Source organism: Streptomyces sp. NPDC093071, assembly GCF_044754545.1.
In the GTDB taxonomy this organism is placed as follows: Bacteria; Actinomycetota; Actinomycetes; order Streptomycetales; family Streptomycetaceae; genus Streptomyces.
Window position 1 is genome coordinate 653,848 of sequence record NZ_JBIVPH010000004.1, and the last position, 25,890, is coordinate 679,737.

The window sequence follows — 25,890 nt, forward strand, 5'->3', positions numbered from 1 at the left end:
GGCGGAAAAGGCCCTCGTCAACAACAGCGCCGGACGGCGCGAAAACGTCACACCCGCCCCACCGGCCCCGCCCGCCCTCAGTCCCCCCGCACCGCCTCCCCCAAAGCCGTCAGGAAGTCCACCACGCCCGCCGGGCCCGGGACCGAGAGGTCGGCGCGGTCGGAGAGTTCCGGGACCTCGCCGGAGTCGCTGCAGAGCAGGAGGCCGGGGGTGCCGTCGGAGCGGAGCTTCTCCACGGCGGCGAAGGCGGGCAGGTCGCCCAGGTCGTCGCCCGCGTAGAGGACGGCACCGGCGCCGGTCTCCCGTACGTACGAGGCGAGTGCCACGCCCTTGTCCACGCCCGGCGGCCGCAGCTCCAGGACCATCCGGCCCGGCTCCAGGACGAGGCCGTGGTCGGCGGCCAGGTCGGCGAGGGGGCCCTTGAGCGCTTCGAAGGCGCCTTCCGGGTCGGTGGCCCTGCGGGTGTGGACCGCGACCGCGCGGCCCTTCTCCTCGATCCAGACGCCCGGCCAGGCCCCGGCCCGGTCGAGGAAGCCCGGCAGCTCGGCGCGGACGGCGGCCACGCCCGGGTGCACGGGGGCGGCCCGTACGGTTCCCGTGGCGGCGTCCCAGCGTTCGGCGCCGTAGTGGCCGAGGACGACGAGGCCCTCCAGGCCGGCGGCGCCGGCGAAGCCGCCGTTGCGGACGGCGACCCCGGCGGGGCGGCCGGTCACGACCACGACGGAGGCGACCCGGGGCGCGAGGGCGGCGAGGGCTGGCACGGCCCCGGCGTGGGCGCGGGCCGCTTCGGGGTCGGGCACGATGTCGGCGAGGGTGCCGTCGAAGTCGAGGGCGACGACGGTCTCCTCCGGCCGCGCGAGGATCGCGGCCAGGCCGTCGCGGCCGGCGGGCGTGGTCGGGTGCGGAAGGCTGGTGGCCATGGTTTCGACCCTACCCACGCGGGGCGTTCCCTACCTCCTGCGCTGCCGCTCCTCGCGGATCCGGCGCAGCCGGTTGACGGTCACCGGGTCGTGCGCGAGGGCGCGCGGGTCGTCGAGGAGGGCGTTGAGGAGCTGGTAGTAGCGGGTCGGGGAGAGCCCGAGGCCCTCCCGCACGGCCCGCTCCTTGGCCCCGGGCCCCGGCCAGGAGCGACGCTCGACGGCGAGGAGGGCCTGCTCCTGCTCGGTGAGGGCGGCGGGGCCCCCACCGCTCCCCTCGCGCGTCGTCTCCCGGTCCTCGGTCATACGACCAACCTATTACTCGTCGGCCTCCGCCGCCGTCGCCACTCGGCCGATCGAGGCCAGGACCTCGGAGGGGCGGCCGTTCGGGGTGACGGCCTTGCCGATGTTCTGCTTGACGTTCTCGCTGACCTTGGCCCACGAGGTCTTGCCGACCGGCGGGAGCTGCGCGTCGGGGAGGACCTTGAGGAAGACGCGCAGGTTGGCGTGTTCGGGGTCGGTCTCCATGCGGGTGGAGGCGCTGACGGTGACCGGCAGCAGGTCGTTGTCCCCGGCGAACTTCAGGACGTTGTCGTCGTTGAAGGCGAAGTTGAGGAAGTCGCCGATCTCCTTGCGGTGGCCGTTCTGCCTGAAGCCCATGATCCAGTCGGCGACGCCCATGGAGGTCCTGGACGGCCCGTCGACGCCGGGGAGGGGGACCTGCCCGACCTCGACGCCCTTCTTCGCGGCCTCCTTGAGGAGCGAGGGGTGGCCGTTGAGCATCCCGACCTCGCCGTTCGCGAAGGCGGCGAAGGCGGCCTTGCGGTTGAGCTTGCCGGGGGCGACGGGGCCGGTGAGGTCCTTGCCGACGAGGTTCGTCCGGAGCCAGTCGAAGGTGCGGATGTTGGCCTCGGAGTCGACCGCGTAGTGGTCGGTGGCGTCGGTCCAGCCGCCCTCGCCCGCGAGCAGCCACATCATGGCCTCGGCCTGGGCCTCCTCGGGGCCGAGGGGCAGCGCGAAGGGGGTGCGGACGCCGTCCTTCTTGAGCTTCCCGGCGGCCGCGACCAGCTCGTCCCAGGTGGTGGGCGGCTCGGCGCCGGCCTTCTCGAAGAGGGCCTTGTTGTAGAAGAGGGGGCGCGTGGAGGCCACGAAGGGCAGGCCGTACTGGACCTGCTTGTGCTCGCCGGCGGCGGCGAGCGGCGCGAGGAAGTTGGCCTGGACGGGTATGGAGAGCAGCTCGTCGGCGGCGTAGAGCTGGTCGGCGGCCGCGTAGTCGGCGTAGGCGCCGATCTGCGCGATGTCGGGGGCCTCGCCGGCCTTGACCATCTCGGCGACCTTGCGGTCGACGTCGTCCCAGGACTCGACCTGGACCTGGACCTTGATCCCGGGGTGCTGCGCCTCGAAGGCGGAGGCGAGGTCGGTCCAGTACTTCTTGGTGGAGTCACCGCCGGTCAGGTCGTACTCGGCGGCGACCAGCTTCAGGGTCACGTCGCCGGAGTCGCCACCCAGGGAGCCGCAGCCGGAGACCGTGGCGGTCAGGCCGAGGGCCGCGGCGGCCGCGGTCAGTCCAAGAAATCGTCGCCGCTGCACGGGCTTCATCCACCTTTTGCTCGTCGTTGAGCTGCGCTGAGCTGCACGTTTGCTCTTGTCAGGGCCGCAAGTCTGCCTCGCGCGCGTACGTGAGGTCTACACCACTCGGATATCACTTCCGCAACACCCTTCCGAAAAGCCGCGGAACGGACGCGGGAGCGGCCGAGGGGGCGGGCGCGGGGTGAACGGGGGGCGCGTCCGGGGCGCACGCCGCACGGGAGGGACCGGGGCGGGAATCGAATTTGTATCCGTTCGCAACAATCCTCGGCAGTGGACTAGACCTTTAGGGCCTCCGCGCGCCAGACTGTTCCACGTGAAACACGTCATCGCCCTGGATGTGGGCGGCACCGGCATGAAGGCCGCCCTCGTCGGGGCGGACGGCACCCTGCTCCACGAGGCCCGCCGCGCCACCGGGCGCGATCGGGGCCCCGAGGCCGTGGTCGAGACGATCCTCGGCTTCGCGGAGGACCTCCGCACCCTCGGCCAGGAGCGGTACGGGGAGCCCGCCGCGGCCGCCGGAGTCGCCGTCCCCGGAATCGTCGACGCGGAGAACGGCATCGCCGTCTACGCCGCCAATCTCGGCTGGCGCGACGTTCCCATGCGCGAACTCCTCAGCCGCCGCCTCGACGGAATCCCCGTCGCCCTCGGCCACGACGTGCGCACCGGCGGCCTCGCCGAGGGCCGCATCGGCGCGGGCAACGGCGCCGACCGCTTCCTCTTCGTGCCCCTCGGCACCGGCATCGCCGGGGCCATCGGCATCGGCGACCGCATCGAGGCCGGCGCCCACGGCTACGCGGGCGAGATCGGCCACATCGTCGTCCGCCCCGGCGGCACCGCCTGCGGCTGCGGCCAGCGCGGCTGTCTGGAGCGGTACGCCTCCGCCTCCGCCGTCTCCCTCGCCTGGGCCGAGGCCGGCGACGACCCCGAGGCCGACGCCGCCGACTGCGCGAAGGCCGTCGAGTCCGGCGACCCCACGGCCGTACGGATCTGGCAGGACGCCGTCGACGCGCTCGCGGACGGTCTGGTCACCGCGCTCACCCTCCTCGACCCCCGCACGCTCATCATCGGTGGCGGTCTGGCCGAAGCCGGGGAAACCTTGTTCACACCACTTCGGGCCGCGGTGGAGGAGCGAGTCACGTTCCAGAAGCTGCCCGCCATCGTCCCGGCGGCCCTCGGGGACACCGCCGGTTGCCTGGGCGCGGGCCTCCTCGCCTGGGACCTGCTCGCCGCCCAGCGCCCCACCGACTCGGAGGTTTCCGCCTGATGGCCGATCACAAGGTTCTCGCCGGCGCACACGTCGTGCTGCCCACCGGGATCGTCGAGAACGGACGCGTGATCGTCGACGGCGGCCGCATCGTCGGCAGCGCCCCCGAGGACGCCGAGACCATCGATCTGGCAGGCCACTGGCTCGTCCCCGGCTTCGTGGACACACACAACCACGGCGGCGGCGGCGCGTCCTTCACCTCCGGCACCGCCGAGGAGGTCCTCAAGGGCGTCCGCACCCACCGCCTGCACGGCACCACCACCACCGTGGCCTCCCTCGTCACCGGCGAGATGGACTTCCTCACCGAGCGGGCCGGGCTCCTCTCCGAGCTGGCCGAGCAGGGCGAGATCGCCGGCATCCACTTCGAGGGCCCGTTCATCTCCCCCTGCCGCAAGGGCGCCCACGACGAGACGCTGCTGCGCTACCCGGACCCGGCCGAGGTCCGCAAGCTGGTCGACGCCGCGCGCGGCCGGGCCAAGATGGTCACCCTCGCGACCGAGCTGCCCGGCGGCCTCGACTCCGTACGCCTCCTCGCCGAGCACGGCGTGATCGCCGCCATCGGCCACACGGACGCCACGTACGAGCAGACCGTCGCCGCCATCGACGCGGGCGCCACCGTCGCCACCCACCTCTACAACGCGATGCCCGCCCTCGGCCACCGCGCGCCCGGCCCGATCGCCGCCCTCCTGGAGGACGAGCGGATCACCGTCGAGCTCATCAACGACGGCACCCATCTGCACCCCGCCGCCCTGGAGCTGGCCTTCCACCACGCGGGCGCCGGACGCGTCGCGCTCATCACCGACGCCATGGACGCCGCGGGCTTCGGCGACGGCCGCTACATGCTCGGCCCGCTGGAGGTCGAGGTGAAGGACAGCGTCGCCCGGCTCGTCGAGGGCGGCTCCATCGCCGGCTCCACCCTCACCCTGGACCGCGCCTTCAAGCGCTCCGTCACCGTCGACGGCCTGCCCGTCGAGTCGGTCGTCCGGGCCATCTCCGCCAACCCGGCCCGCCTCCTCGGCGCGTACGACCGCGTCGGCTCCCTGGAGCCCGGCAAGGACGCCGACATCGTCGTCCTCGACGCCGAGTTCAACCTCCGGGGCGTCATGCGCAAGGGCGCCTGGATCGTGGAACCGGCGATCGCCGCGGCCGCCTGATCAGGAGTCATGCGGAAGGGCGGCGGGCCGGGGTCTGGGCCTGCCGCCTTTCCTTTGGCATGATCAGGGGCCGTCGGAACGTACGTTCCAGAGGTCTTCACAGGAAGTACGGGGGTGGGCAGGTGATCGTGACGGTCACCCTCAACACGGCGCTGGACCTGACCTACCGGGTCCCGGCCCTCACCCCGCGCGCCTCCCACCGGGTCACCCAGGTGATCGAGCGCCCCGGCGGCAAGGGGCTGAACGTGGCCCGGGTCCTCGCCGCCCTCGGGTACGAGACCGTCGCCACCGGCTTCGCGGGCGGCGCCACCGGGGCCGTCCTGCGGGAGCGGCTCGCGGCGACCCCGGTCCGGGACGAGCTGGTCGAGACGGCGGGGCCCACCCGCCGCACCGTCGCGGTCGTCGACGCCGCCGACGGGGACACCACCCAGCTCAACGAGCCGGGACCGAACGTCACGGCCGCCGAGTGGGACGCCTTCCGCGACCGCTTCGCCGCGCTCCTCGACGGCGCCGCCGCCGTCGCCCTCTGCGGCAGCCTCCCGCCGGGCATCCACGTCGGCGCGTACGCGGAACTCGTCCGGCTGGCCCGCGCGGCCGCCGTGCCCGTCCTCCTCGACACCAGCGGCGAGCCCCTGCGGCGGGGCATCGCCGCCCGCCCCGACCTGGTCAAGCCCAACGCGGACGAACTCGCCCAGCTCACCGGCGCCCGTGAGCCCCGCAGGGCCACCCTCGACGCACGCCGCCGGGGCGCCCACGCGGTGATCTCCTCGCTCGGCCCCGAGGGCCTGCTCGCCGCCACCCCGGAGGGCCTCTGGCGCGCGGCCCCGCCGGCCCCCGTCCGGGGCAACCCGACGGGCGCGGGCGACTCCGCCGTCGCCGGCCTGCTCGCGGGCCTGGTCGACCGCACCCCCTGGCCGGACCGCCTCACCCGCGCGGTCGCCCTCTCGGCGGCCACGGTCCTCTCCCCGGTGGCCGGGGAATTCGACCGCGCGGCGTACGAGGAGCTGCTGACGCGGGTGAAGGTGACGGAGGAGACCCCTTAGGGGAGGAGACCCCTTGAGGGAAGGTCACCGGCCGGTGTGGCCGGCCTCCAGGTAGACCTGGTCCAGGGCCGCGTCGCAGGAGTCGCCCGCCTCGCAGGAGATCTTGAGCGAGTTCGCCCCCTGGTTGAGCGTCACGTAGGAGTAGGTGTAGGTCCACCCCTTCTCCCAGTCGCCCTCGGGAGCCTTCGCGTAGTTCTTCATGTTGATCCCGCGCGGCTTCTCGCCGTTGACCGTCAGGGAGGTCTTCGCGTCCTTGCCGGGCACGCTGTACACGATCCGGAGGGTGTAGTCCCCGGTGTTCGGCACGTTCACGGACCAGCTCGCGGAACCGCCCTGGCCGTTGAAGGACACGTAGGCGCCGCCCGGGCCCTTCGCGCCCTTCACGGCCGTGTCGAGCTTCGCCGGGCCGCCCAGCTGGAGCGTGGCGGCGTCCTGCTTCGGCAGCTCGGTGGGGGTCGGCGAGGCCGAGCTCGGCTCGCCGCTCGGCGTCTCCGACGGCTGGGAGGAGGCCGTCGGGGTGGGGGCGGTGCCGCCGGCCTTGTCGTCCTCGGTGCCCTTGTCCTTGTTCGTGATCACCGCCGCCGCGATGCCGAGCACCACGACCGCGACGACCGCGACCGCGCCGATCAGCAGGCCCCGGGTGTTGGGGCCCCGGCCGGAGCCGCCGCGCTGCGGGGGCGGCGGGGTCTGGCGGGGCGGCTGCTGGCCGCCGTAGGTCTCGGGCGCGGCGTACTGCGCGTGCGGCTGCCCGTACGGCGCCTGCTGCTGCGGCGGCACGTACGGCTGCGCGTGCTGCTGGCCGCCGCCGTACTGGCGGCGGTCGCCGACCGTCCTGACCTGGTTGTACGAGGTCCGGGGCACGCCCGGCTGAGCGGGTCCGGGGCCGGGGTAGCCGTAGCCGCCGCCCTGCGGGGGCTGCGCGCCCGCCGCCCGTCCGTCCTCGTACAGGTAGCCGAACGGATCGTCGTCCTCGGGCTTGTTCGAGCCGTCGTTACCGGCAGCCATCCGGGTCATCCTCTCCATGCTCGCCAGCCGTCGCCGACCCGGCGAGCCTACCCCGAACGGACCATTCCCCGACTCGGACCCTTGACCTGGTAGGGGTCCGCGCGCACGTCAGCCGGCCCGGCGCTGGACCTTCGCCCGGGAGCGCTTCTCCACGTACATGCGCTGGTCGGCGGAGTTCAGGACCTCTTCCACGGTCATCCCGCACTCGGCCCAGCCGATGCCGAAACTGGCCCCCACGCGGACCGCCCGCCCGTCCACCCGGATCGGCGGGATGATCGCGTTGCGCAGGCGTACGGCCAGGTCGGCGGCGTCGGCCGCGCCGAGGCCGTCGGCGAGGACGACGAACTCGTCGCCGCCGAGCCGGGCGACGGTGTCCCCGTCCCGGACGCCGGTGGTGAGCCGCCGGGCCACCTCGATGAGGACGGCGTCGCCGGTGTGGTGCCCGAAGCGGTCGTTGATCGACTTGAAGCCGTCGAGGTCGCAGAAGAGGACCGCGAGCCCCTTGGTCCCGTCGTCGACCTCGCCGCCCGAGGGGGCCACCATGTGGACGTGGTGGTCGTACGGCCCCGCGCCGCCCGCCGGCTCGAAGCCGAAGCCGTGCTCGTGTTCGTGCTCGTACGGCTCGTAGCCGGAGCCGGGCCCCGGGCCGTAGCCGCCGCCGTACGCGTCCGGGGCGTCCGCCGGGCGCTCGCAGAGCCGGGCGGAGAGCCGGGAGCGCAGCTCGGCGCTGTTGGGCAGTCCGGTGAGGGCGTCGTGCGAGGCGCGGTGGGCGAGCTGGAGCTCGTGGCGCTTGCGCTCCTCGATGTCCTCGACGTGGGTGAGCAGGAAACGGGGGCCGTCGGCGGTGTCGGCGACCACGGAGTTCCGCAGGGAGACCCACACGTAGGTGCCGTCACGGCGGGCGAGCCGCAGCTCGGCCCGGCCGCCCTCGGCGGAGGTCCGCAGCAGGGTGCCGATGTCCTCGGGGTGGACGAGGTCGGCGAAGGAGTAGCGGCGCATGACGGAGGCGGGCCGCCCGAGGAGCCGGCACAGGGCGTCGTTGGTGCGCAGGAGCCGGCCGTGCTGGTCGCCGCCCATCTCGGCGATGGCCATGCCGGAGGGGGCGTACTCGAAGGCCTGGCGGAAGGATTCCTCGCTGGCGCGCAGGGCCTGCTGCTCCCGTTCGAGCCGGACCAGGGCCCGCTGCATGTTGGAGCGGAGGCGGGCGTTGCTGATGGCGATGGCCGACTGCGAGGCGTACATCTGGAGCGCCTCCTGGCCCCAGGGGCCGGGGTGCCGGCCGTTGCGCGGGCGGTCGACGGATATGACGCCGAGGAGCTCGCGGCCGGACCCGGAGGCGTACATCGGGGCGTAGAGCCGGTCGTGGGGGTGCCACTCGTCCTCGAAGCGGGGCGCCGGGCCGTCGGTGTGCCACTGGGGGACGTCGTCCTCCATGAGCACCCAGCCCTCGGTGTGCGGTATGAACCGCAGGTCGCCCCAGGCCCTCCCCATGGAGAGGCGGCGCTCCCAGGAGGCGCGGGAGCCGACCCGGCCGGTGATCAGGGCCTCGGCGGCGGAGCTTCCGGCGAAGGCGGCGACGACGAGGTCACCGTCGGGGCGCACGAGGTTGACACAGGCCAGCTCGTAGTTGAGGCCGGCGACCACGCCGTCCGCGACGGTCTGCAGGGTGTCCGCCAGGCTGCGGGCGGTGTTGAGGTCCGTCACGACCTGATGCAGCTGCCGCAGGGTCGAGAGACGGACGTACGGCTCCGACTCGGTCTCCATCGCTCGCCCTCCCCGAGACCTCGACAGCAACTCCAGGGTTCTGATCGGCTTCCTGTTGCACGGTGGCATTTCGCTGTGTACTGCGATTGCCACTGAATCACAGTGAGCTGCGCAGCCGGTACACAGGGTCAACAAATACTGGCCGCTGTGACTCAAGTCACAGCAGGTCATGGGGGGTCGCGGGCGTGTCCGCCGGGGTTCCGCCCGGGGGTCCTAGGACCGGCGGGGGGTGGGGTCCTGGTCCTCCCGCCCGATGCGGTCCCCGGGGAGCCGTCCTAGCGTCGGGAGCGTGCCGCAGAAGACCCTCTCCCCGCCCCCCGTGACCGATCTGGCGATCCCCCATGCTGAGGGGGTGAGCAACGAAGAGTTCCGGGCGGCGATGTCCCGCCTCGCGTCGGGCGTGGTCCTGGTGACCGCGCACGACCCCGACGACGGCCCGCGCGGCGAGGACGTCGGCATGACGGCCACCGCCTTCACGTCGGTCTCTCTCGACCCGCCCCTGGTCCTGATCAGCCTCCGCAACGGCTCCCGCATGGACGACCTGCTGGCCGAGGTCCCCGTCTGGGCGGTCTCGGTCCTCTCCGAGAACCAGCGGCACCTCGCCGGGCGCTTCTCGATGAAGAACCGCGTCAGCGACCGGCTGCTCTTCGCCGACGTGCCGTACACCCGGGGCGAGGCGAGCGGCGCCCCGCTCATGGGCGGCGCGCTCTCGGTCCTGGAGTGCCGCACCGAGAACCGCGTCGTGGCCGGCGACCACACGCTGGTGGTGGGCCGGGTCCTGACGGTGGGCCTGTCCCCGGCGGACGGCAGCGGGCCCCTGACGTACTTCCAGGGGAAGTACCGGCACCTGGGCTGACGGCCGGACGCGGCCCGGACGCGGCTCAGCCCCAGTCGCGGGCCTGCCGGGTGCGCTTGGTCTCCGAGCGCTGCTTCTTCTCCCGCAGCCGCCGCTCGTTGATGCCGCGCGGGATCTTCGTCGGCCGGCGGGGCTTCGGCGGCGGGGCCGTCGCCTCGGCGAGGAGGGCGGCCAGGCGGACCGCCGCCGTCTCGCGGTTGCGCCACTGCGAGCGGTGCTCCGAGGCCCGTACGGTCACGACGCCGTCGACCAGGCGGGAGGCGAGGCGCTCCAGGGCGCGGGCCTTCCACACCTCGGGGAGCGCGTCGGTGGCCGCGAGGTCGAAGCGGAGCTCCACCCGCGAGTCGCTGGTGTTGACGTGCTGTCCGCCCGGGCCCGACGAACGCGAGAAACGCCACTGGAGCTCGGCCTCGGGGAGCGAGACGGAGCCGCGGATCGGATAGGGACCGGACATGCCCTCCATGTTCCCCGCACTGGGCCGTCGGAGTCATCCTGATTTCCGTCCGGGACGGAACGGGAACCGTCGGGGGGCCGTGCGCGTTTCTCCAGGCGACGACACCCCGATGAAAGGGACTTTCCATGGCTGTGAGCCTGTCCAAGGGCGGCAACGTCTCCCTGACCAAGGAGGCCCCCGGCCTCGCCGCCGTCACCGTGGGCCTCGGCTGGGACGTCCGCACCACCACCGGCACCGACTTCGACCTCGACGCCTCCGCGATCGGCGTGGACGCCGCCGGGAAGGTCGCCTCCGACGCCCACTTCGTCTTCTTCAACAACAAGTCGACGCCGGACCAGACCATCGTGCACACCGGTGACAACCGCACCGGCGAGGGCGGCGGCGACGACGAGCAGATCAACGTCAACCTCGCGGCCCTCCCGCCGAACGTCGACAAGATCGTCTTCCCCGTCTCCATCTACGACGCGGTCGCCCGCTCGCAGAACTTCGGCCAGGTCCGCAACGCGTACATCCGCATCGTGAACCAGGCCGGCGGCGCCGAGCTCGCCCGCTACGACCTCTCCGAGGACGCGGCCACCGAGACGGCCATGGTCTTCGGCGAGCTCTACCGCAACGGCGCCGAGTGGAAGTTCCGCGCCGTCGGCCAGGGCTACGCCTCCGGCCTGGAGGGCATCGCCCGCGACTTCGGCGTCAACCTCTGAGACGTCAACCTCTGAGACGTCAACCTCTGAGGCGTCGGCCTCTGAGACGTCCGGCGGACGCGGCGGATCTCCGACCCTGAGCCCCGGCGGGACCCCTCCGCCGGGGCTCAGGGCGTGTCCGGCCTCCCGGCCCCGTACAGCCAGACGTCCCACAGCCCGTCGAGGTCCTTCCCCGCCGCCTCCTCCGCGTAGGCGGTGAAGTCGGCGGTGGAGGCGTTGGCGTGGCGGTGCTCCTCGGGCCAGCCGCGCAGGATCCCGTCGAAGACCTCGTCCCCGACCGTCTCGCGCAGCTTGTGGAGGACCATCGCGCCCCGCTGGTAGACGGGCGGGTCGAAGAGGTTCCGGGCGGTGGGCGGGGCGGCCGGCGGGAAGGCCCAGTTGGCCCGCTGCGCGAAGGCCCGCTCGAAGGCGGTGCGGGCGGGGACGCCCTCGTACTCCTCCGCGTACAGCCACTCCGCGTACGTCGCGAAGCCCTCGTTCAGCCACAGGTCCCGCCAGGTGGCGGGGGACACCGAGTTGCCGAACCACTGGTGGGCCAGCTCGTGGACGAGGGTCGTCCGGTCGAAGGAGGAGGCCGGGAAGACGGGCCGGGTCTGGGTCTCCAGGGCGTAGCCGAGGGTCCCCTCCTCCGTGACGACCGCTCCGGCGGCCGAGAAGGGGTACGGGCCGAAGCGCCGCACCTGCCGGGCGAGGAGCGTCGGGATCTCGGCCCGCAGCGCGGCGCTCTCCGCCGCGACCTCCGGCTCGGCGGCGGTCAGCACGGGCACGGTCCCGAGGGCGGTCGCCGTCCCCGTCTCGTACCGCCCGATCATGATCGTCGCGAGGTAGCTCGCCATCGGCTCGGGCGTGTGCCAGACGGTGGTGACGCGCCCGTCCGCCTCCGTGCGGCGCTCGGTCCTGACGCCGTTGGAGAAGGCGTCGGTCCCGGCGGGGACGGTGAGGGCGATGTCGTACGCGGCCTTGTCGGAGGGGTGGTGGTTGCCGGGGAACCAGGTGGCCGAGCCGGCCGGTTCGCCGACCGCGACGACCCCGCCGTCCTCGTCGCGCAGCCAGCCCTCCTCGGAGCCGTCCGCGTCCGTGAGCGGCTCGGGCACGCCCGCGTACGTGACGGTGGCGCGGAACTCGGCGCCCTTCCGGATCTCCTCGCGCGGGCGGAGCGTCAGCTCGTTCCCGGCCCGGTTATGGGCGGCGGGGGCGCCGTCCACGCGCGCGGCGCCGACCGTGAGCCCGGACAGGTCGAGGTTGAAGGCGCTGAGGTCCTGGGTGGCGCGGGCGGTGATCTCGGCGGTGCCGTCGAGCCGCCCGGTGGCCGGGTCGTAGGTGAGGGAGAGGGCGTAGTGCAGCACGTCGTAGCCGCCGTTCCCGAGCTTCGGGAAGTACGGGTCGCGGAGCCCGGCGGCGCCGGGGGTGCCCCGGACCCCGCCGGTGGCGCCGGTGCAGCCGCCCACGAGCACCGCGAGGACGGTGAGGGCGGCGACGGCTCCGGTGCGGGTCCGGTGACGGTGACGGTGGTTCACGGATCGATCGTATGCAGCGGGGGCGGGGGAGGGAGGGCGGTGGCGCCCGGCGGGGGGTCCGGGCGCCAGCGCCGTTCGGGGGGCTGCTCTTGTCGGCTTATCGGCCGAGGGAGGCGACGCCGGCCTGGGCGAACTTCTCGTCGAGGTCGCCGGAGGGGGCGCCGGCGACGCCGATGCCGGCGACGGGCGCGCCCTTGGCGGTGACGGGGGCGCCGCCGGCCAGGAAGAGGGTGTTCGGGATGTCCTTGAGGGTGGGGGCGTTGGTGAGGCGCTTGGCCAGCTCGGAGGTCGGGGCGTTCCAGGAGACGGCGGTGTACGCCTTCTTCACGGCCGACTCGTAGGACTGCGGGCCGGCGCCGTCGCCGCGCAGGGTGACGATCGTGTTGCCGTTGCGGTCGACGACCGCGACCGAGACGCGCTGGTTCTCCTTCTCGGCGGCCTTCAGGGTCGCCTGCGCGGCCTTCGTCGCCGCCGCGATCGTCAGGTGCGTCGACTGCTGGAGGTTGCCGTTCGAGGCGTCGGCGCGGACGGCGGCGGGAGCGGCGGCGGCCGGGGCGGAGGCGTTCGCGGAGACGACGCCGAAGGTGCCGGCGGCGACGACGGCGGCCGCGGTGGCACCGAGGAGGATCTTCTTCTTCATGGGGAACTCCGTGGGGTGGGAGGGAGGGCGCGGGGCCGTGGGCCGAGCGATCCGTTCGTCCGTCTCGCTCTGTCATCCATCCTGTGGCCGCTCCCGGGGCCTCCCGGTCCACGGTCCGGCTGCCCTCCGGGAGCGCACCGGTGGACGGCCGGGTCAGCCGATCGGCTGATGCCGGACCGGTCCAGTCGGGCCAGGATGAAGGGGTATGCGCAGGTCGGACCGCCGGACGGGGACGGCGGGCGAGAAGGCGAAGAGAAGGCGACGAGAAGGACGCGGACATGGAGCAGGACCCGGACCCGGACGCCCGCCGGCTGGCGCGGATCATGCACACCGCGTTCTTCCTCCTGCTCGGCGCCTCGCTCGCCCGCTTCCTGCTCCGGCACGACTGGGAGGCCCGCAGCCCCTGGATCGTCGCCCTCACCGGCGCGCTCGCCTCCCTCTACCTCCTCGGGCCCGTCCTCGGGACCCGCGCCACCCCGCGCCGGATCGCCTGGCTGGGCACGGTCGTCGCCGTCTGGGTCCTCCTCGTCGTCCTCGCGCCCAGCTTCGCCTGGTGTGCGGTGCCGCTCTTCTACACGGGCCTGCGCACCCTCCCGCCGCGCGCCGCGCTCGGCCTGGTCGCCCTGCTCACCGCCTTCGTGGTCTTCGCGCAGGTCCGGCTCGCGCACGGCGGCTGGGACCCGAACCTGATCGTCGCCCCGCCGGCCGTCGCCGCCCTGGCCACCGGGGTGTTCGTCTACTCGGACCGGCAGGCGGCGCGCCAGCGGGCGCTGATCGACGACCTGATCCGCACCCGGCGGGAGCTCGCCGCGACCGAGCGCCGCGAGGGGACCCTGGCCGAGCGGCAGCGGCTCTCGATGGAGATCCACGACACCCTGGCGCAGGGCCTGTCCAGCCAGCAGATGCTGCTCCAGGCGGCGGACCGCACCTGGGACGGCGACCCGGAGACCGCCCGCCGGCACGTCCGTACCGCCGAGTCCATCGCCGAGCGCAACCTCGCGGAGGCCCGCCGCTTCGTCCACGACCTCGCGCCGGCCGACCTGGCCGGGGGCGGCGGCCTGGAGGAGGCGCTGCGGGGCGTGGCCGCCCGCGAGTCGGCGGCGTTCCGGGTGGACGGGACGCCGGTGCCGCTGCCCGACCGGGCCCAGTCGGCGCTGCTGCGGATCGCGCAGGGCGCCCTGGCGAACATCCGGGAGCACGCGGGCGCGGACTCGGCCGCCGTGACCCTGACGTACCTCGACGACCAGGTGGTCCTGGACGTGGCCGACGACGGGCGCGGCTTCGACCCGGCGGAGCGGCCGGGCGGGGTGCGCGGCCACGGGCTGCCCGCGATGCGGGTGCGGGCCGAGCAGCTCGGTGGCACCCTGACCGTCGAGTCCGCCCCGGGCGAGGGCACGGTGCTCTCGGCCGCGATCCCGCTCTCGCCCGATGCGTGACGCCCCTGCCCGATCCCGCCCGTCCCGCTCTCCCTGGAGTCGTGATGTCCTCCGTACGGATCCTGCTCTGCGACGACCACGTGGTGGTGCGCGCCGGGCTGCTCGCCCTCCTCGGCAGCACCCCCGACATCGACGTCGTGGGCGAGGCGGGCAGCGGCGAGGAGGCGGTCGCCCTGGCGGCGAAGCTGAAGCCGGACGTCGTCCTCATGGACCTCCAGCTGGGGACCGGGATCGACGGCGTGGAGGCGACCCGCCGGATCGCGCCGACCGGCGTCCACGTCCTCGTCCTCACCACGTACGACACGGACGCCGACATCACCCGGGCGATCGAGGCGGGCGCCACCGGCTACCTCCTGAAGGCCGAGCGGCCGGAGGAGCTGTTCGCGGCGATCCACGCGGCCGCGCAGGGCCGGACGGCCCTCTCGCCGCCGGTCGCCAGCCGGGTCATGGACCGGATGCGGGGCGCGGCGGGCCCGAGCCTCACCGACCGGGAGCGGGACATCCTCGGGCAGCTGGGGCGCGGCCTCGGCAACCGGGAGATCGCACGAGCCCTGTTCATCAGCGAGGCGACGGTGAAGACCCACCTGGGCCGGATCTACGCCAAGCTCGGCGTGGACACGCGGGCGGGCGCGGTGGCGGTGGCGAAGGAGCGGCGTCTGCTGCCGTAGGAACTCCCCTTCCGTACGCCTTTGTACGGTCTTTGCCCCCACCCCTCTCCTCCACTGCTACCGTGCGTTACTCTCCCACCGCACGGTGTCACGAACCAGTCCCAGTGGAGCGCACGTGAAGCTCGCGATCGTCGGCGGCGGTCCCGCCGGCCTCTACCTCTCGGTCCTGCTGAAGCGGCGGGACCCGTCGCACGAGATCACGGTGTACGAGCGGAACCCGGAGGGCTCCACGTACGGCTGGGGCGTCACGTACTGGGCCGGGCTCCTCGACAAGCTGCGCGCGGGCGACCCGGAGTCGGCGCGGGCCGTCGCGGACACCTCCGTGACCTGGACCGACGGGGTCGCGATCGTCCGCGACGAGCGGACCGTCCACCGGGGCGACGCGGGCTTCGGCATCGGGCGCCGGCGGATGCTGGCGCTGCTCGCGGACCGCGCCCGCGCGCTGGGCGTGCGGATCGCGTACGAGCACGACGTGAGCGGCCCGGACGCGCCCGAGCTGGCGGACGCGGACCTGGTCGTCGCCGCCGACGGGGTGCACAGCGCGCTGCGCGAGGCGTACGCGGACCACTTCGGCAGCGAGGTGGCGAGCGGCCGCAACCGGTACGTCTGGCTCGGCACGACCAAGGTCTTCGACTCGTTCAGCTTCGCCTTCAAGGAGACGGAGCACGGCTGGATCTGGTGCTACGCCTACGGCTTCAGCGGCGAGCGCTCCACCTGCGTCGTCGAGTGCTCGCCGGAGACCTGGACCGGCCTGGGCCTGGACGCGCTGGGCGAGGCCGACAGCCTGCGCCTCCTGGAGAAGCTCTTCCACGACCTGCTCGACGGGCACGAGCTGATCGGCCGGGCCCGGGCCGAGGAGCCGGCCCGGTGGCTCACCTTCCGCACCCTCACCAACCGCGTCTGGCACCGGGGCAACCTGGTCCTGCTCGGGGACGCCGCCCACACCACGCACTACTCGATCGGCGCGGGCACCACCCTGGCCCTGGAGGACGCGCTGGCCCTCGCGGACGCCCTGGGCGACGGCGGCCGGGACCTGGACACGGCCCTGACCCTGTACGGGAAGCGGCGCCGCGCCGAACTCGTCTCGGCCCAGAGCGCCGCCCGCTACAGCGCCCGCTGGTACGAGAACCTGCCCCGCTACATGGCCCTGGAGCCGGCCCGCATGTTCGCCCTCCTCGGCCAGCGCCACTCCCCCCTCCTCCCGCACGTCCCGCCCCAGCTCTACTACCGCCTCGACCGCGCCGCCGGCAGCCTGGAACCCCTCCGCCGCCTCAAGCGCTGGCTGGGCCCCCGGGTGGCGAGGGCGGTGCACGGGCGGAGCGGGTGAGCCGGGGCGCGTACGGACCGGCCCCGGGGCCGTACGGACCGGCCCCGGGACCGTGACACCATCGACCCCGTGCTCGACATCGGCTACTCCCTCTCGCGTCGCTTCCCCGACCCCCCGCAGACCGACTACCGCCGCGCGGACGTCCACGCGCTGCGGCACGACCTGTTCTGCGGGGACGTGTACCTCGCGGACACCGAGGCGGACCGGGAGGTGTCCACGGCCTGGGGGTGGGTGCCGGTGCTGGACTTCGCGTGGGCGCTCTGCGACATCGTGGAGCAGCTCGACCGGGACCCGCGCGGGAGCCGGGCCGCGCAGCCGCAGTACGCGGAGCTGGACTTCACCGAGTCCACGGACCGGATGCTGTTCGAGCGCCGCTTCGGCTGGGTGGACGTCGAGGCCGACTGGATGCCGGGCGACGAGCCGCCGGTGACCTTCAACCACGCCGAACTGCGCCGCGAGGCCCGCGACTTCCTGCACGACCTGATCGCGGACCTCACCGACATGCACGAGGGCCTCGCCGACAACCCGGCCGTCTGGTCCCTCCAGGCCCGCTTCCCCCGGCTGCCGTGACCTCCGGCTAGGGCCTGTCCGGCGGGTCAGGGTCGGGTAGGCCGCGGCGTCTGGTGCATGGGGCCTCCCCGGGCCCGCAGGGCCCAGGGGAAGCATCGCAAGGCGCCGGAGCGGCTCGATAGCGGAGCTGTCGGGGCGTTCCGGCAACGCGGCGAGGTGCCGTGCCAGACGCCGCGGCCCCGGCCATGATTCGCCGGACAGGCCCTAGTCCTCCACCCGCACCCCCAGCTGCGCCGCGAGCACCGGGGCCAGGTCGAAGAGCTGGGGCGTCGAGATCACGGCGCCCGCCAGGGACTCGACCCCGCGCGCGATGTCCAGGCGCTGGGCGCCCCTCAGGTCCACGTCCTTCAGCCGGGCGCCCGAGAAGTCGGCGCCGGTCAGGGCGCAGTCCGTGAACTCGACCCGTTCCAGGACCGCGCCCCCGAAGTCCGGCTCGCTGAGCACGCAGCCCTCGAAGACGACGTCCTTCAGCTTCGCGGACCGCAGGTTCAGATAGTCGATCTTGCCGCCCCGGACCACCACCCGCTCCAGGACGGCCCCGTGCAGCTGCGTCCCGCCGAGCCTCGCCTCCACGACCTCCACGTCCCGCAGCTGCGCTCCCGCCAGGTCCGTCCCCACGCCCCGCACCCCGCTCAGGACCGAGTCCAGGAACCGCGCGTTCGTCAGCCGCGCCCCGCCGAGGCCGCACTCCCGCAGCGCGCAGTCCAGGAACCGGGCGCCCTCCCCCGACTGCCCGGCCAGGTCGAGCCCGGACAGCTCCAGGCCGTCGTAGTCCCCGTCCGCCTCCAGACCGCCCCCGTACGGCTCCAGGGGCGGCAGCCGCAGCTCCGGCCGCCGCGCGCCCGGCACCTTCCTCTTCCGCCCCGTCGCCCTCGCACCGTGGTTCGCCATTCCCCCATGGTGATGTACGACACTGACAACGCCCCCCGTGTCACGAACGCGGGCCCGCGCCCCGTCCCCGTACGGAACCCGAGAACGGACCCGAGAACGAGGGAGAGCGCCATGCGGAAGCTCACGATCGTCGGCGGCGGCTTCGCCGGACTCACCGCGGCCGTCACCGCCGCCGAGGCCGGCACCGCCGTGACCCTGTACGAGGCCCACCGGGACCTCGGCGGCCGGGCGCGCACCGCCGACGGCCCGTACCGCACCAACGACGGCCCGCACGCCCTCTACAGCGGCGGACCGCACTGGACCTGGCTGAAGCAGCGCGGGCTCCTCGGGCCGCTCGCCCCGCTGCCGCCCGCCGAAGGGCTCCGGTTCCGCTTCCACCGCGACGGCGCCCTCCGCCGCGTCCCGCCGCCCGGCCTGCTCCGCCAGTCCCTCCGTACCGCCCGGAAGGCCCCCGTCGGCACCGACTTCCGGACCTGGGCCACCGGGCTCTCGGGCGCGCGGGCCGCCCGCGCAGCCGCCGCGTACAGCGGGGTCGCGCTCTTCCACCACGACCCCGGCGCGCTCTCCGCCCGCTTCGTGCAGGAACGGCTGCGCCGGGCCACCGCCCTGCCGCCCGAGGCGCACTACGTCCGGGGCGGCTGGGGCGCCCTGATCGGGCGGATGGCGGACCGGGCCCGGGAGCTCGACGTCCGGATCGAGACCTCGTCCCGGGTCGACACGCTGCCGGCCGGCGGGGGCCCGGTGATCGTCGCCACCGCCCTGCCCGCCGCCGCCCGGCTCCTCGGCGACCCGTCGCTGACCTGGGAGAGCGGCCGCACGGTCCTGGTCGACCTGGCGCTGCGGACCCGGAAGGGAGACCCGTTCGTCGTCTCCGACCTGGACGCGCCCGGCTGGATCGAGCGGTTCACCGCGCAGGACCCCTCGCTCGCCCCCGCCGGGCAGCAGCTCCTCCAGGCCCAGCTGCCCGTCGGCCCCGACGCGTCCAAGGCGGACGGGGTCGCCCACGCGGAACGCCTCCTCGACCTCGGCTTCCCCGGCTGGCGCGAACGGACGGTGTGGCGGCGCGCGTCGCTGTCCCAGGGGCGTACGGGAGCGGTGGACCGCCCCGGGACCACCTGGCGCGACCGGCCGGCCGTCGACCGGGGCGACGGGGTGTACCTGGTGGGCGACCAGGTCGCGGCGCCGGGCGTGCTCTCGGAGGTGTCGTTCACGAGCGCGGTCGAGGCGGTGTCGCTGGCGCTGCGCGCGGACCGGCTCGCGTACGGGACGCGCTGATCCGGGGAGTTCACGGCACGCCTTGACCTCAAGCGTGCTTGAGGTCGGAGGCTTCTCCCGTCACGACCACCGCGATCCGTCGCACGACGACAGGGGAACCGTCATGCACGCCGTCCGCCTCCACGCCTTCGGCCCCGCCGAGAACCTCACGTACGAGGAGGTCCCCGACCCCGTCCCGGGCCCCGGACAGGTCCGCGTCCGGGTCGCGGCCGCCGGGGTGCACCTCCTCGACACGGCGCTCCGGGAGGGCGGGACGGGCCCCTTCCCGGCCCCCGCCGAGCTGCCCACGGTCCCCGGCCGCGAGGTCGCCGGCACGGTCGACGCGCTCGGGGAGGGCACCGACCCGTCCTGGCTCGGCGAGCGGGTCGTCGCCCACCTCGGCATGGCCCCCGGGGGCTACGCGGAACTCGCCGTCACCGACGCCGCCCGGCTGCACGCCCTGCCCGCCCACCTCGGCGAGGCGGAGGCCGTCGCCATGATCGGCACCGGCCGCACGACCCTGGGCATCCTCCAGTTCACGGAGCTGGGGCCCGAATCGGTCGCGATCGTCCCGGCGGCCGCGGGCGGCATCGGCACCCTGCTCGTCCAGTACGCCAAGAACGCCGGCGCCACCGTCGTCGGCCTCGCGGGCGGGCCCGCGAAGACCGCCCTGGTCCGGGAGAACGGGGCCGACCTGGCCGTCGACTACCTGGAGCCCGACTGGCCGGAGAAGGTCCGCGCGTATGTGGAAGGCCCCCTCGGCGGACGTGCGGCCACGGTCGTCTTCGACTCGGTCGGCGGCGACACCGGCCGCGCCGCCGTGGACCTCCTCGGCAAGGGCGGGCAGCACGTCGTCTTCGGCTGGTCGGGGGCCGGGCTCCACGACGGCGAACCGCTCGCGTTCACGCCGGAGGAGCTGGCGGAGCGGGGCATCACCTCGGAGTCCGTCCTCGGTCCGGTGATGATCCGGAAGGCGGGCGGCGACGTCCGGAACCTCGAACTCGCCGCCCTCGCCGCCGCGGCCGACGGCACCCTCCGCCCGGCGGTCCACCGCTTCCCGCTCGCGGAGGCGGCGGAGGCCCACCGCGCCCTGGAGAACCGGGGCACGACGGGCAAGGTGGTCCTGATCCCGTAGAGACCCTCCTCAGCGGATGTCAGACGGCCCCGACGACGTCCCAGGAGTGCGCCTTGAACTCCTTCGCGAAGTCCGGGTGGTCCTCCCACATCCGGGCGACGGACCGCAGCACGTCCCAGTTGTGTTCGAGGGCCTGGTCCACGACCTGCCGCAGCTCCGGGGCCGTCGCCCGCTTCTCCACGAGGCCGGAGACGGCCGACGCGGCCTGCACGGTGTAGCGGGCGGCCCGCAGCGCGCGGGAGGTGTCGTCCATGCCGAAGCCGTGGTCGCTGCCGTTCGCGGGGTCGAAGAGCGGCGTCAGGCGGGCCTCGATGAAGTCGGTGATCCGCCGGAAGCGCCGCTCGATGTCGTTGTCGTCGTTGTTCATGCCCCTTTCCTACACTCCCGCCGCACCGCCGAGTTCCGCCAGGGCCCCGTCCGTCAGCCGGTAGACCGTCCACTCGTCCTGCGGACGGGCGCCCAGGGACTCGTAGAAGTCGATCGAGGGCTTGTTCCAGTTCAGGACGGACCACTCCAGGCGCTCGTAGCCGCGCTCGACGCAGATCCGGGCCAGCTCGCGCAGCAGCGCCTTGCCGTGGCCGCCGCCGCGCGCCTCCGGGCGGACGTACAGGTCCTCCAGGTAGATGCCGTGGACGCCGCGCCAGGTCGAGAAGTTGAGGAACCAGAGCGCGAAGCCGACCGGCTCGCCGGACGCGTCCTCCGCGAGGAGCGCGAAGGCGGCGGGCCGCTCGCCGAAGAGGGCCTCGTGAAGCTGTTCGGGGGTCGTACGGACCTCGTCGAGGGCCTTCTCGTACTCCGCGAGGTCGCGGATCAGGGCGTGGACGACGGGGACGTCGGCGGGGATGACGGTACGGATCATGGGGCCAGGGTGCCTCGCTCCGGAGCTTCCGGGCCAGTGGATTCCAGGTCCTGGACCTGCTGGTGGTGCCGGGGCCGCCGGATGTCGGGCCCTCGGGTGCCAAGCCTGTCGGTGTCGGGGCCACCGGCCCGGACCCGCCGGGTGCCGGACCCTCTGGTGCCGGGCCCTTGGACCTCGGGCCCTTGGGCCTCGGCCCGGCCTCACCCCCGCCTCTCCCGCAGGATCCGCGCGACCGCGACCTGCTCGGCGTCCAGGGACGGCTCCCCGTCCTCGACGTCCCACAGCCCGTTCTGGAGGACCCGGCCCAGCGTCCACGCCACCGCGCGCCGCCGGTCCCCGACGACCTCGGCGAGCAGGTCGAACCGCCAGAGGACCTCGTCCGGGTCCGGGTCGAAGCGGTCCACGAGCGCCGGGAGGAGGTCGAAGCCGGGGTCGCCCGCGAGCGGCTTGGGGTCGATCGACAGCCAGGGCTCGCGCCCGGCGGCCAGGACGTTCCCGAGGTGCAGGTCCCAGTGGAGCAGCCGGTCGCCCGGTTCGCCCGCCACCTCCCGTACCGCCGCCGCGCAGTCCCGCAGGAGCGCCGCGTCCTCCGGGCCGAGCCGGGCGGCGGCCCCGGGCACCTCCGCGAGCATCCCGGCCGCGATGCCGCCGAGCGTCCGCAGGCCGGGCGGCGCGGGGACGGCCGTGAGCCGGGCGAGCAGGCCCGCGACGATCCGCAGCGCCTCCCGGGCGTCCGCGAGGGAGGACAGCGGCCGGGCCTCGTCGAGGCGCTCCAGGAGCATGGTGCCGGTCGCCGGGTCGTGGTCGAGGAGCCGTACGGCCCCCGCCCCGTCCCAGGCGCGAAGGCCGACCGGCTCGCCCTCGGTCTCCTCGTCGAGGAGCTGCATCTTGAGGGCGGCGGGCACGCCGTCCGCGCGCCGCTCCACCGGGAGGACCAGCGAGGCCATCCCGTACATCGAGGGTCCGGTGACCCGCAGCCCCCACCGGTCGAGGAACTCCCCGGCCATGCGGGGCAGTCCGGCGACGAACGCCCGCCCCGCCCCGCCGTTGTACTTCGCCTGCGACCGCGCGAGTTCCTCCGGTACGTGGATCACACGGACGAGCTTAGACGACGTACACGGTGTCGGGTCCGGCGCGGAAACCCCCACCACCGCATCCGTATCCACGGGTCGCGGGGCCCGGGTAACGTCCCGCCCACACGTTCCGCGTCCGGGGACACACGGTCCAGGGGACACACAGTGCAGGGGTACACATGAGCACGGTCAACGGCGGCATCTCGTTCTGGTACGCGCAGGAGGGCGCCTCCGCCCCCCGCGAGCCGCTCCCCGGCGACACCGCCGCCGACGTCTGCATCGTGGGCGGCGGCTACACCGGCCTGTGGACCGCCTACTACCTGAAGAAGGCCGTGCCCTTCCTCAACATCACGGTCCTGGAGGCGAAGTTCTGCGGGTACGGCGCCTCCGGGCGCAACGGCGGCTGGCTCTACAACGGCATCGCCGGCCGCGACCGCTACGCCCGGCTGCACGGCCACGAGGCGGCCGTCCGCCTCCAGCAGGCCATGAACACCACCGTCGCCGAGGTCGTCGACGTCTGCGAGCGGGAGAAGATCGACGCCGACGTGCATCACGGCGGAGTTCTCGAAGTCGCGCTTTCCCCGGCTCAGTTGGCCCGCCTGAAGGACTTCCACACGGTCGAGATCGCCTTCGGGGAGACGGACCGGGTGCTGTACGGGGCGCGCGAGACCGCCGAGCGCGTCCGCGTGACCGGCGCCGTCGGCTCCTCCTGGACGCCGCACGGCGCCCGCCTCCACCCGGTGAAGCTGGTGAAGGGGCTCGCGGCGGCGGTCGAGGCGCTGGGGGTCACGATCCACGAGTCGACGCCGGTGACGAAGATCGAGCCGAAGCACGCGGTGACCCCGTACGGCACGGTCCGCGCCCCGTACGTGCTGCGCTGCACCGAGGGCTTCACCGCCTCCCTGGCCGGGCAGCGCCGCGCCTGGCTCCCGATGAACTCCTCGATGATCGCCACCGAGCCGCTCACGGACGCGCAGTGGGAGTCCATCGGCTGGGAGGGCCGCGAGACCCTGGGCGACATGGCGCACGCGTACATGTACGCCCAGCGGACCGCCGACGGCCGGATCGCGCTCGGCGGCCGGGGCGTCCCGTACCGCTTCGGCTCGAAGACCGACAACGACGGCCGCACCCAGCCGCAGACGGTCGAGGCCCTGCGCGAGATCCTGGTCCGCTTCTTCCCGCAGCTCGCGGGCGTACGGATCGACCACGCCTGGTCCGGCGTGCTCGGCGTCCCGCGCGACTGGTGCGCGACGGTCACCCTCGACCGCTCCACGGGCCTCGGCTGGGCGGGCGGCTACGTCGGCTCGGGCGTCGCCACCGCGAACCTCGCCGCCCGCACCCTGCGCGACCTGATCCAGCAGGACTCCGGCCAGTCCGGCCCGACCGACCTCACGGCCCTCCCCTGGGTCGGCCACAAGGTCCGCAAGTGGGAACCGGAGCCCCTGCGCTGGCTCGGCGTCCAGACCATGTACGCGGCCTTCCGCGGCGCGGACCGCCGCGAGTCCCTGGGCCTGTCGGCCCGGACGGACCGGGTGGCGGTGCTGGCGAACCGGTTGAGCGGGAGGTAGACGGGCGGGAGGGGTGGAGGGGCCGGACGGGGGGTGGAGGAGCCGGGCGGGGGGTGGAGGGGCCGGGCGGGCCCTTCGAGGACGCGCCCCTGAAAGACGCGGCCTCACCGCACCTCGATGCCGAAGTCCCCCACCAGCTCCTCCAGCCCGCCGGCGTACCCCTTCCCCCCGATCACGAAGTCCCAGTCGCCCCCGGTCCGCCGCCGGAACGACCCGAGGACGAGGGCGGTCTCCCCGGCCCGTCCGTCGGACACGTCGAGCCGGTCGAGTTCACCGCCGGATCCGTCCCGGAGCCGTATCCCGGCCTCGGTGAAGCCGTGGAGGTCGGCGTCCGGATTGACCTCGGGGTCGACGGCGGCGACGAGAACGAGCCGGTCGGCCCGGGCGGGAAGGGCGTCGAACCCGACGCGCACGGCGGCGCGGTCGCCGGGGGCGGCGGGCACCATGGCGACGGAACCGTCCGGCGTGGCGGGGTTGTTGTAGAAGACGAACCACTCGTCGCCGAGGACCCGGCCGCCTTCGCAGACGAGCGCGCAGACGTCGAGGGCGACGGAGCCGCGCCACACCATCCCGAGCAGGTTGAAGTCGTCGGAGGAGGAGGAAGCGGAAGCGGCCGGGTCCTCCGGGACGGGTCCCTCCGGAGCGGGCCGGACCTCCGCCCCGGGAGCGCCGCCCAGCCTCCCCCGCAGCCCGTGCTGCCGCAGCAGGTCGACGAGCTCGGTCCCGGAGATCAGCGTCAGCGGCTTGCCGTTGGCGAAGGTGTAAGAGCCGGGGCCGAACTTCGAGGTGGTGACGAGGACGCCCTTGTTGGCCCCGGCGCCCTGCACGGTCCCGAAGAGGTCGCGCACGGCGGACGGCGGCACGGTGTTCCGGTACCGCTTCACCTGGACGACGATCGAGCCGCCGCTGATGGGATCGGGGTCGAGGGCGTCGACGTCGACCCCGCCGTCGTTGGAGCGGCGGGTGGTGACGGCCTGGAGCCCGCGGGCCCGGAAGAGCTCGGCGACGAGCCCCTCGAAGGCGACGGGGTCCATGGAGAGGAGGTCGGGCTCCTCCCCGTCCCCCTGCACGACGACGTCGCCCCCGACCTGGTCGGGCGTCCTCAGGGGCGCGACGGCGACCCGCTCCTCCGGCTTCCCGGAGAGCCGCCCGGCGAGCGCACCGGTCAGGCAGTCCACGGCGGCGACCAGCTCCAGGTTGAGCCGGTCGAAGTCCTGCCGGCCCACGACGACGGAGGCCACGCACACCCGGGAGGCGAGCCCGGTGGCCGGGTCGACGCCGCCCACGTACCCGTTGAGGGCGACGGACTCCAGGGCCCCGAACCGGTCGGCGGCGAACAGCTCGCGCACGGCAAGCAGCACGCTCTGGGCGAGGACGCTCCGGTACAGCGCCCGCCGCTGCGTGACGGGCCGCGCGACCTCCTTCTCCTGGTCCGTGCTGGGCAGGTACTTGACGCCCTTGGTCTCGGGGACGACCTCGTACCCGGGCAGGTCCCAGTCGAGGACGAACCCGCGCCCGCCCCGGTCGTAGGCGGCGGAGACCTCGCGCGGGAACCCGTCGGGCCAGGCGGTGGAGGAGAAGAGCACGGCGGAGAAGTAGTCGACGACGGTCTCGGCGTCACCGCCGGCCAGGGCCTGGCCGGTCCCGGCGACCCCCCGGTTGTACGCGCGGATCTCGGTGATCCGGGCGGCGGCCCAGGCGTCGTACTCCCTCCGGTACGCGGCGAGCGACTCCAGGCGCCGCGCCTCGGCGGCCTGCGCGGCGTACCAGTCGTGCTCGAACCGCGCCCGCCCGTCGCGCCCCGAGTAGTGCCGCTGGTCGGGCATGGGTACGGGCTGCGCGAGGGCGCCGGGCGCGAACGGCTCGACCTCCTCGGCCCGCCGCAGCGACTCCACCCGGAAGGCGGGCGCCCGGCATCCGGCGGCGAGCAGCCCCTCCAGCGCGGCGACGCGCTCGTCGATCTCCCGGGTCTTCCTCAGGGCGTCGGCGTCCCGGTGCCGCCGGTAGGCGGCCCGCTGCTCCCGCTGCATCCGGGACACGTCCCGCTCGTACGCCCGCTGCTGCCGCTCGGCCTCACGCTGCTGCCGCAGGACGGCCTGCTGCTGCCCCTCCCGCTGCCGCTGCGCCACCCTCTGCTGCTCGGCCCAGATCCCGATCAGCCCCCCGGAACGCCGCCCCATGCGCGCACCCCTCCCCGAAAACAC

25 protein-coding genes are annotated in these 25,890 nt (G+C 74.2%); 12 read left to right on the forward strand and 13 right to left on the reverse strand.

From position 1 onward, the window contains the following. Positions 1-77 precede the first annotated feature (77 nt). Genes otsB through ACIQD7_RS20070 form a run of 3 tightly spaced genes read right to left on the reverse strand, consistent with a single transcriptional unit; the run spans position 78 to position 2,516 of the window. On the reverse strand, positions 78-920 hold the full coding sequence (gene otsB / locus ACIQD7_RS20060) for a trehalose-phosphatase (protein WP_402443105.1): 843 nt from the start codon (positions 918-920) through the stop codon (positions 78-80). Positions 921-950: 30 nt separating this feature from the next. Next, complete coding sequence (locus ACIQD7_RS20065) at positions 951-1,223, reverse strand: DUF3263 domain-containing protein (protein WP_121828127.1); 273 nt, start codon at positions 1,221-1,223, stop codon at positions 951-953. Positions 1,224-1,235: 12 nt separating this feature from the next. Then, the gene (locus ACIQD7_RS20070) at positions 1,236-2,516 is read right to left on the reverse strand and encodes an ABC transporter substrate-binding protein (protein WP_402443107.1); all 1,281 of its coding nucleotides are present in this window, start codon (positions 2,514-2,516) and stop codon (positions 1,236-1,238) included. A gap of 304 nt (positions 2,517-2,820) precedes the next feature. Between ACIQD7_RS20070 and ACIQD7_RS20075 the strand changes: the two genes are divergently transcribed. The 3 genes from ACIQD7_RS20075 to ACIQD7_RS20085 all read left to right on the forward strand — a co-directional run bounded on the left by ACIQD7_RS20075 (position 2,821) and on the right by ACIQD7_RS20085 (position 5,968). Beyond that, positions 2,821-3,771 (forward strand): ROK family protein, encoded by a 951-nt coding sequence (locus tag ACIQD7_RS20075; RefSeq protein ID WP_078968037.1) that lies wholly within the window; start codon positions 2,821-2,823, stop codon positions 3,769-3,771. Then, a complete protein-coding gene (gene nagA / locus ACIQD7_RS20080) occupies positions 3,771-4,925 on the forward strand; it encodes an N-acetylglucosamine-6-phosphate deacetylase (RefSeq protein ID WP_121828125.1) in 1,155 nt (384 codons plus the stop codon). Before ACIQD7_RS20075 ends, nagA begins: the two co-directional genes overlap by 1 nt. 122 nt (positions 4,926-5,047) lie before the next feature. Then, positions 5,048-5,968 (forward strand): 1-phosphofructokinase family hexose kinase, encoded by a 921-nt coding sequence (locus ACIQD7_RS20085; RefSeq protein ID WP_402443109.1) that lies wholly within the window; start codon positions 5,048-5,050, stop codon positions 5,966-5,968. A gap of 24 nt (positions 5,969-5,992) precedes the next feature. On the opposite strand, the gene ACIQD7_RS20090 is transcribed toward ACIQD7_RS20085, so the two are convergent. Further along, on the reverse strand, positions 5,993-6,973 hold the full coding sequence (locus ACIQD7_RS20090; RefSeq protein WP_402443111.1) for a carbohydrate-binding protein: 981 nt from the start codon (positions 6,971-6,973) through the stop codon (positions 5,993-5,995). 108 nt (positions 6,974-7,081) lie between these two features. Next, the gene (cdgB, locus tag ACIQD7_RS20095; RefSeq protein WP_402443112.1) at positions 7,082-8,737 is read right to left on the reverse strand and encodes a diguanylate cyclase CdgB; all 1,656 of its coding nucleotides are present in this window, start codon (positions 8,735-8,737) and stop codon (positions 7,082-7,084) included. Positions 8,738-9,026: 289 nt separating this feature from the next. Between cdgB and ACIQD7_RS20100 the strand changes: the two genes are divergently transcribed. Then, positions 9,027-9,593, forward strand: a complete 567-nt coding sequence (locus tag ACIQD7_RS20100) for a flavin reductase family protein (RefSeq protein ID WP_402443114.1) — start codon at positions 9,027-9,029, stop codon at positions 9,591-9,593. 25 nt (positions 9,594-9,618) lie between these two features. Here the strand turns inward: ACIQD7_RS20100 and arfB are convergent, their stop codons facing one another. Continuing rightward, positions 9,619-10,056 (reverse strand): alternative ribosome rescue aminoacyl-tRNA hydrolase ArfB, encoded by a 438-nt coding sequence (arfB, locus tag ACIQD7_RS20105; RefSeq protein ID WP_121828120.1) that lies wholly within the window; start codon positions 10,054-10,056, stop codon positions 9,619-9,621. 116 nt (positions 10,057-10,172) lie between these two features. Here arfB and ACIQD7_RS20110 point away from each other — a divergent pair, with 116 nt between their 5' ends. Then, positions 10,173-10,748, forward strand: coding sequence for a TerD family protein (locus tag ACIQD7_RS20110; protein WP_121828119.1), 576 nt, complete (start codon positions 10,173-10,175; stop codon positions 10,746-10,748). Between the two features lie 107 nt (positions 10,749-10,855). Here the strand turns inward: ACIQD7_RS20110 and ACIQD7_RS20115 are convergent, their stop codons facing one another. Continuing rightward, entirely contained in the window at positions 10,856-12,265 is a 1,410-nt protein-coding gene (locus ACIQD7_RS20115) for a M1 family metallopeptidase (protein WP_402443117.1), read from the reverse strand. A 97-nt stretch (positions 12,266-12,362) separates the two neighbouring features. Then, positions 12,363-12,905 carry a heme-binding protein gene (locus ACIQD7_RS20120; RefSeq protein ID WP_161373757.1) on the reverse strand — a complete coding sequence of 181 codons (543 nt, stop codon included), beginning with the start codon at positions 12,903-12,905 and terminating at the stop codon, positions 12,363-12,365. Positions 12,906-13,183: 278 nt separating this feature from the next. Between ACIQD7_RS20120 and ACIQD7_RS20125 the strand changes: the two genes are divergently transcribed. The 4 genes from ACIQD7_RS20125 (at position 13,184) to ACIQD7_RS20140 (ending at position 16,906) form a co-directional block, all read left to right on the forward strand. Then, a complete protein-coding gene (locus ACIQD7_RS20125; protein ID WP_389664439.1) occupies positions 13,184-14,341 on the forward strand; it encodes a sensor histidine kinase in 1,158 nt (385 codons plus the stop codon). A gap of 44 nt (positions 14,342-14,385) precedes the next feature. Continuing rightward, complete coding sequence (locus ACIQD7_RS20130; RefSeq protein ID WP_121828115.1) at positions 14,386-15,009, forward strand: response regulator transcription factor; 624 nt, start codon at positions 14,386-14,388, stop codon at positions 15,007-15,009. 115 nt (positions 15,010-15,124) lie between these two features. Further along, a complete protein-coding gene (locus ACIQD7_RS20135; RefSeq protein ID WP_402443120.1) occupies positions 15,125-16,336 on the forward strand; it encodes an FAD-dependent monooxygenase in 1,212 nt (403 codons plus the stop codon). A gap of 69 nt (positions 16,337-16,405) precedes the next feature. Continuing rightward, positions 16,406-16,906: a hypothetical protein gene (locus ACIQD7_RS20140; RefSeq protein ID WP_121828113.1), complete on the forward strand. Its 501-nt coding sequence runs from the start codon at positions 16,406-16,408 to the stop codon at positions 16,904-16,906. Between the two features lie 204 nt (positions 16,907-17,110). Here ACIQD7_RS20140 and ACIQD7_RS20145 read toward each other — a convergent pair whose 3' ends face one another. Continuing rightward, entirely contained in the window at positions 17,111-17,797 is a 687-nt protein-coding gene (locus tag ACIQD7_RS20145; RefSeq protein ID WP_402443121.1) for a pentapeptide repeat-containing protein, read from the reverse strand. Positions 17,798-17,908: 111 nt separating this feature from the next. Here ACIQD7_RS20145 and ACIQD7_RS20150 point away from each other — a divergent pair, with 111 nt between their 5' ends. Together ACIQD7_RS20150 and ACIQD7_RS20155 are read left to right on the forward strand one after the other, a co-directional pair. Beyond that, positions 17,909-19,072: an NAD(P)-binding protein gene (locus tag ACIQD7_RS20150; protein WP_402443122.1), complete on the forward strand. Its 1,164-nt coding sequence runs from the start codon at positions 17,909-17,911 to the stop codon at positions 19,070-19,072. 103 nt (positions 19,073-19,175) lie between these two features. Next, entirely contained in the window at positions 19,176-20,186 is a 1,011-nt protein-coding gene (locus ACIQD7_RS20155; RefSeq protein ID WP_402443124.1) for a zinc-binding dehydrogenase, read from the forward strand. Between the two features lie 19 nt (positions 20,187-20,205). Here the strand turns inward: ACIQD7_RS20155 and ACIQD7_RS20160 are convergent, their stop codons facing one another. From ACIQD7_RS20160 to ACIQD7_RS20170, 3 genes are all read right to left on the reverse strand, one after another. Next, entirely contained in the window at positions 20,206-20,553 is a 348-nt protein-coding gene (locus tag ACIQD7_RS20160; RefSeq protein WP_121828109.1) for a hypothetical protein, read from the reverse strand. A 9-nt stretch (positions 20,554-20,562) separates the two neighbouring features. Continuing rightward, positions 20,563-21,045 carry a GNAT family N-acetyltransferase gene (locus ACIQD7_RS20165; RefSeq protein WP_402443127.1) on the reverse strand — a complete coding sequence of 161 codons (483 nt, stop codon included), beginning with the start codon at positions 21,043-21,045 and terminating at the stop codon, positions 20,563-20,565. 200 nt (positions 21,046-21,245) lie between these two features. Beyond that, the gene (locus ACIQD7_RS20170) at positions 21,246-22,139 is read right to left on the reverse strand and encodes an aminoglycoside phosphotransferase family protein (protein ID WP_402443129.1); all 894 of its coding nucleotides are present in this window, start codon (positions 22,137-22,139) and stop codon (positions 21,246-21,248) included. 158 nt (positions 22,140-22,297) lie between these two features. Between ACIQD7_RS20170 and ACIQD7_RS20175 the strand changes: the two genes are divergently transcribed. After that, positions 22,298-23,686: an NAD(P)/FAD-dependent oxidoreductase gene (locus tag ACIQD7_RS20175; protein ID WP_402443130.1), complete on the forward strand. Its 1,389-nt coding sequence runs from the start codon at positions 22,298-22,300 to the stop codon at positions 23,684-23,686. A 104-nt stretch (positions 23,687-23,790) separates the two neighbouring features. Here the strand turns inward: ACIQD7_RS20175 and ACIQD7_RS20180 are convergent, their stop codons facing one another. Further along, positions 23,791-25,866 carry a restriction endonuclease gene (locus tag ACIQD7_RS20180; RefSeq protein ID WP_402443132.1) on the reverse strand — a complete coding sequence of 692 codons (2,076 nt, stop codon included), beginning with the start codon at positions 25,864-25,866 and terminating at the stop codon, positions 23,791-23,793. Positions 25,867-25,890: the final 24 nt, after the last annotated feature.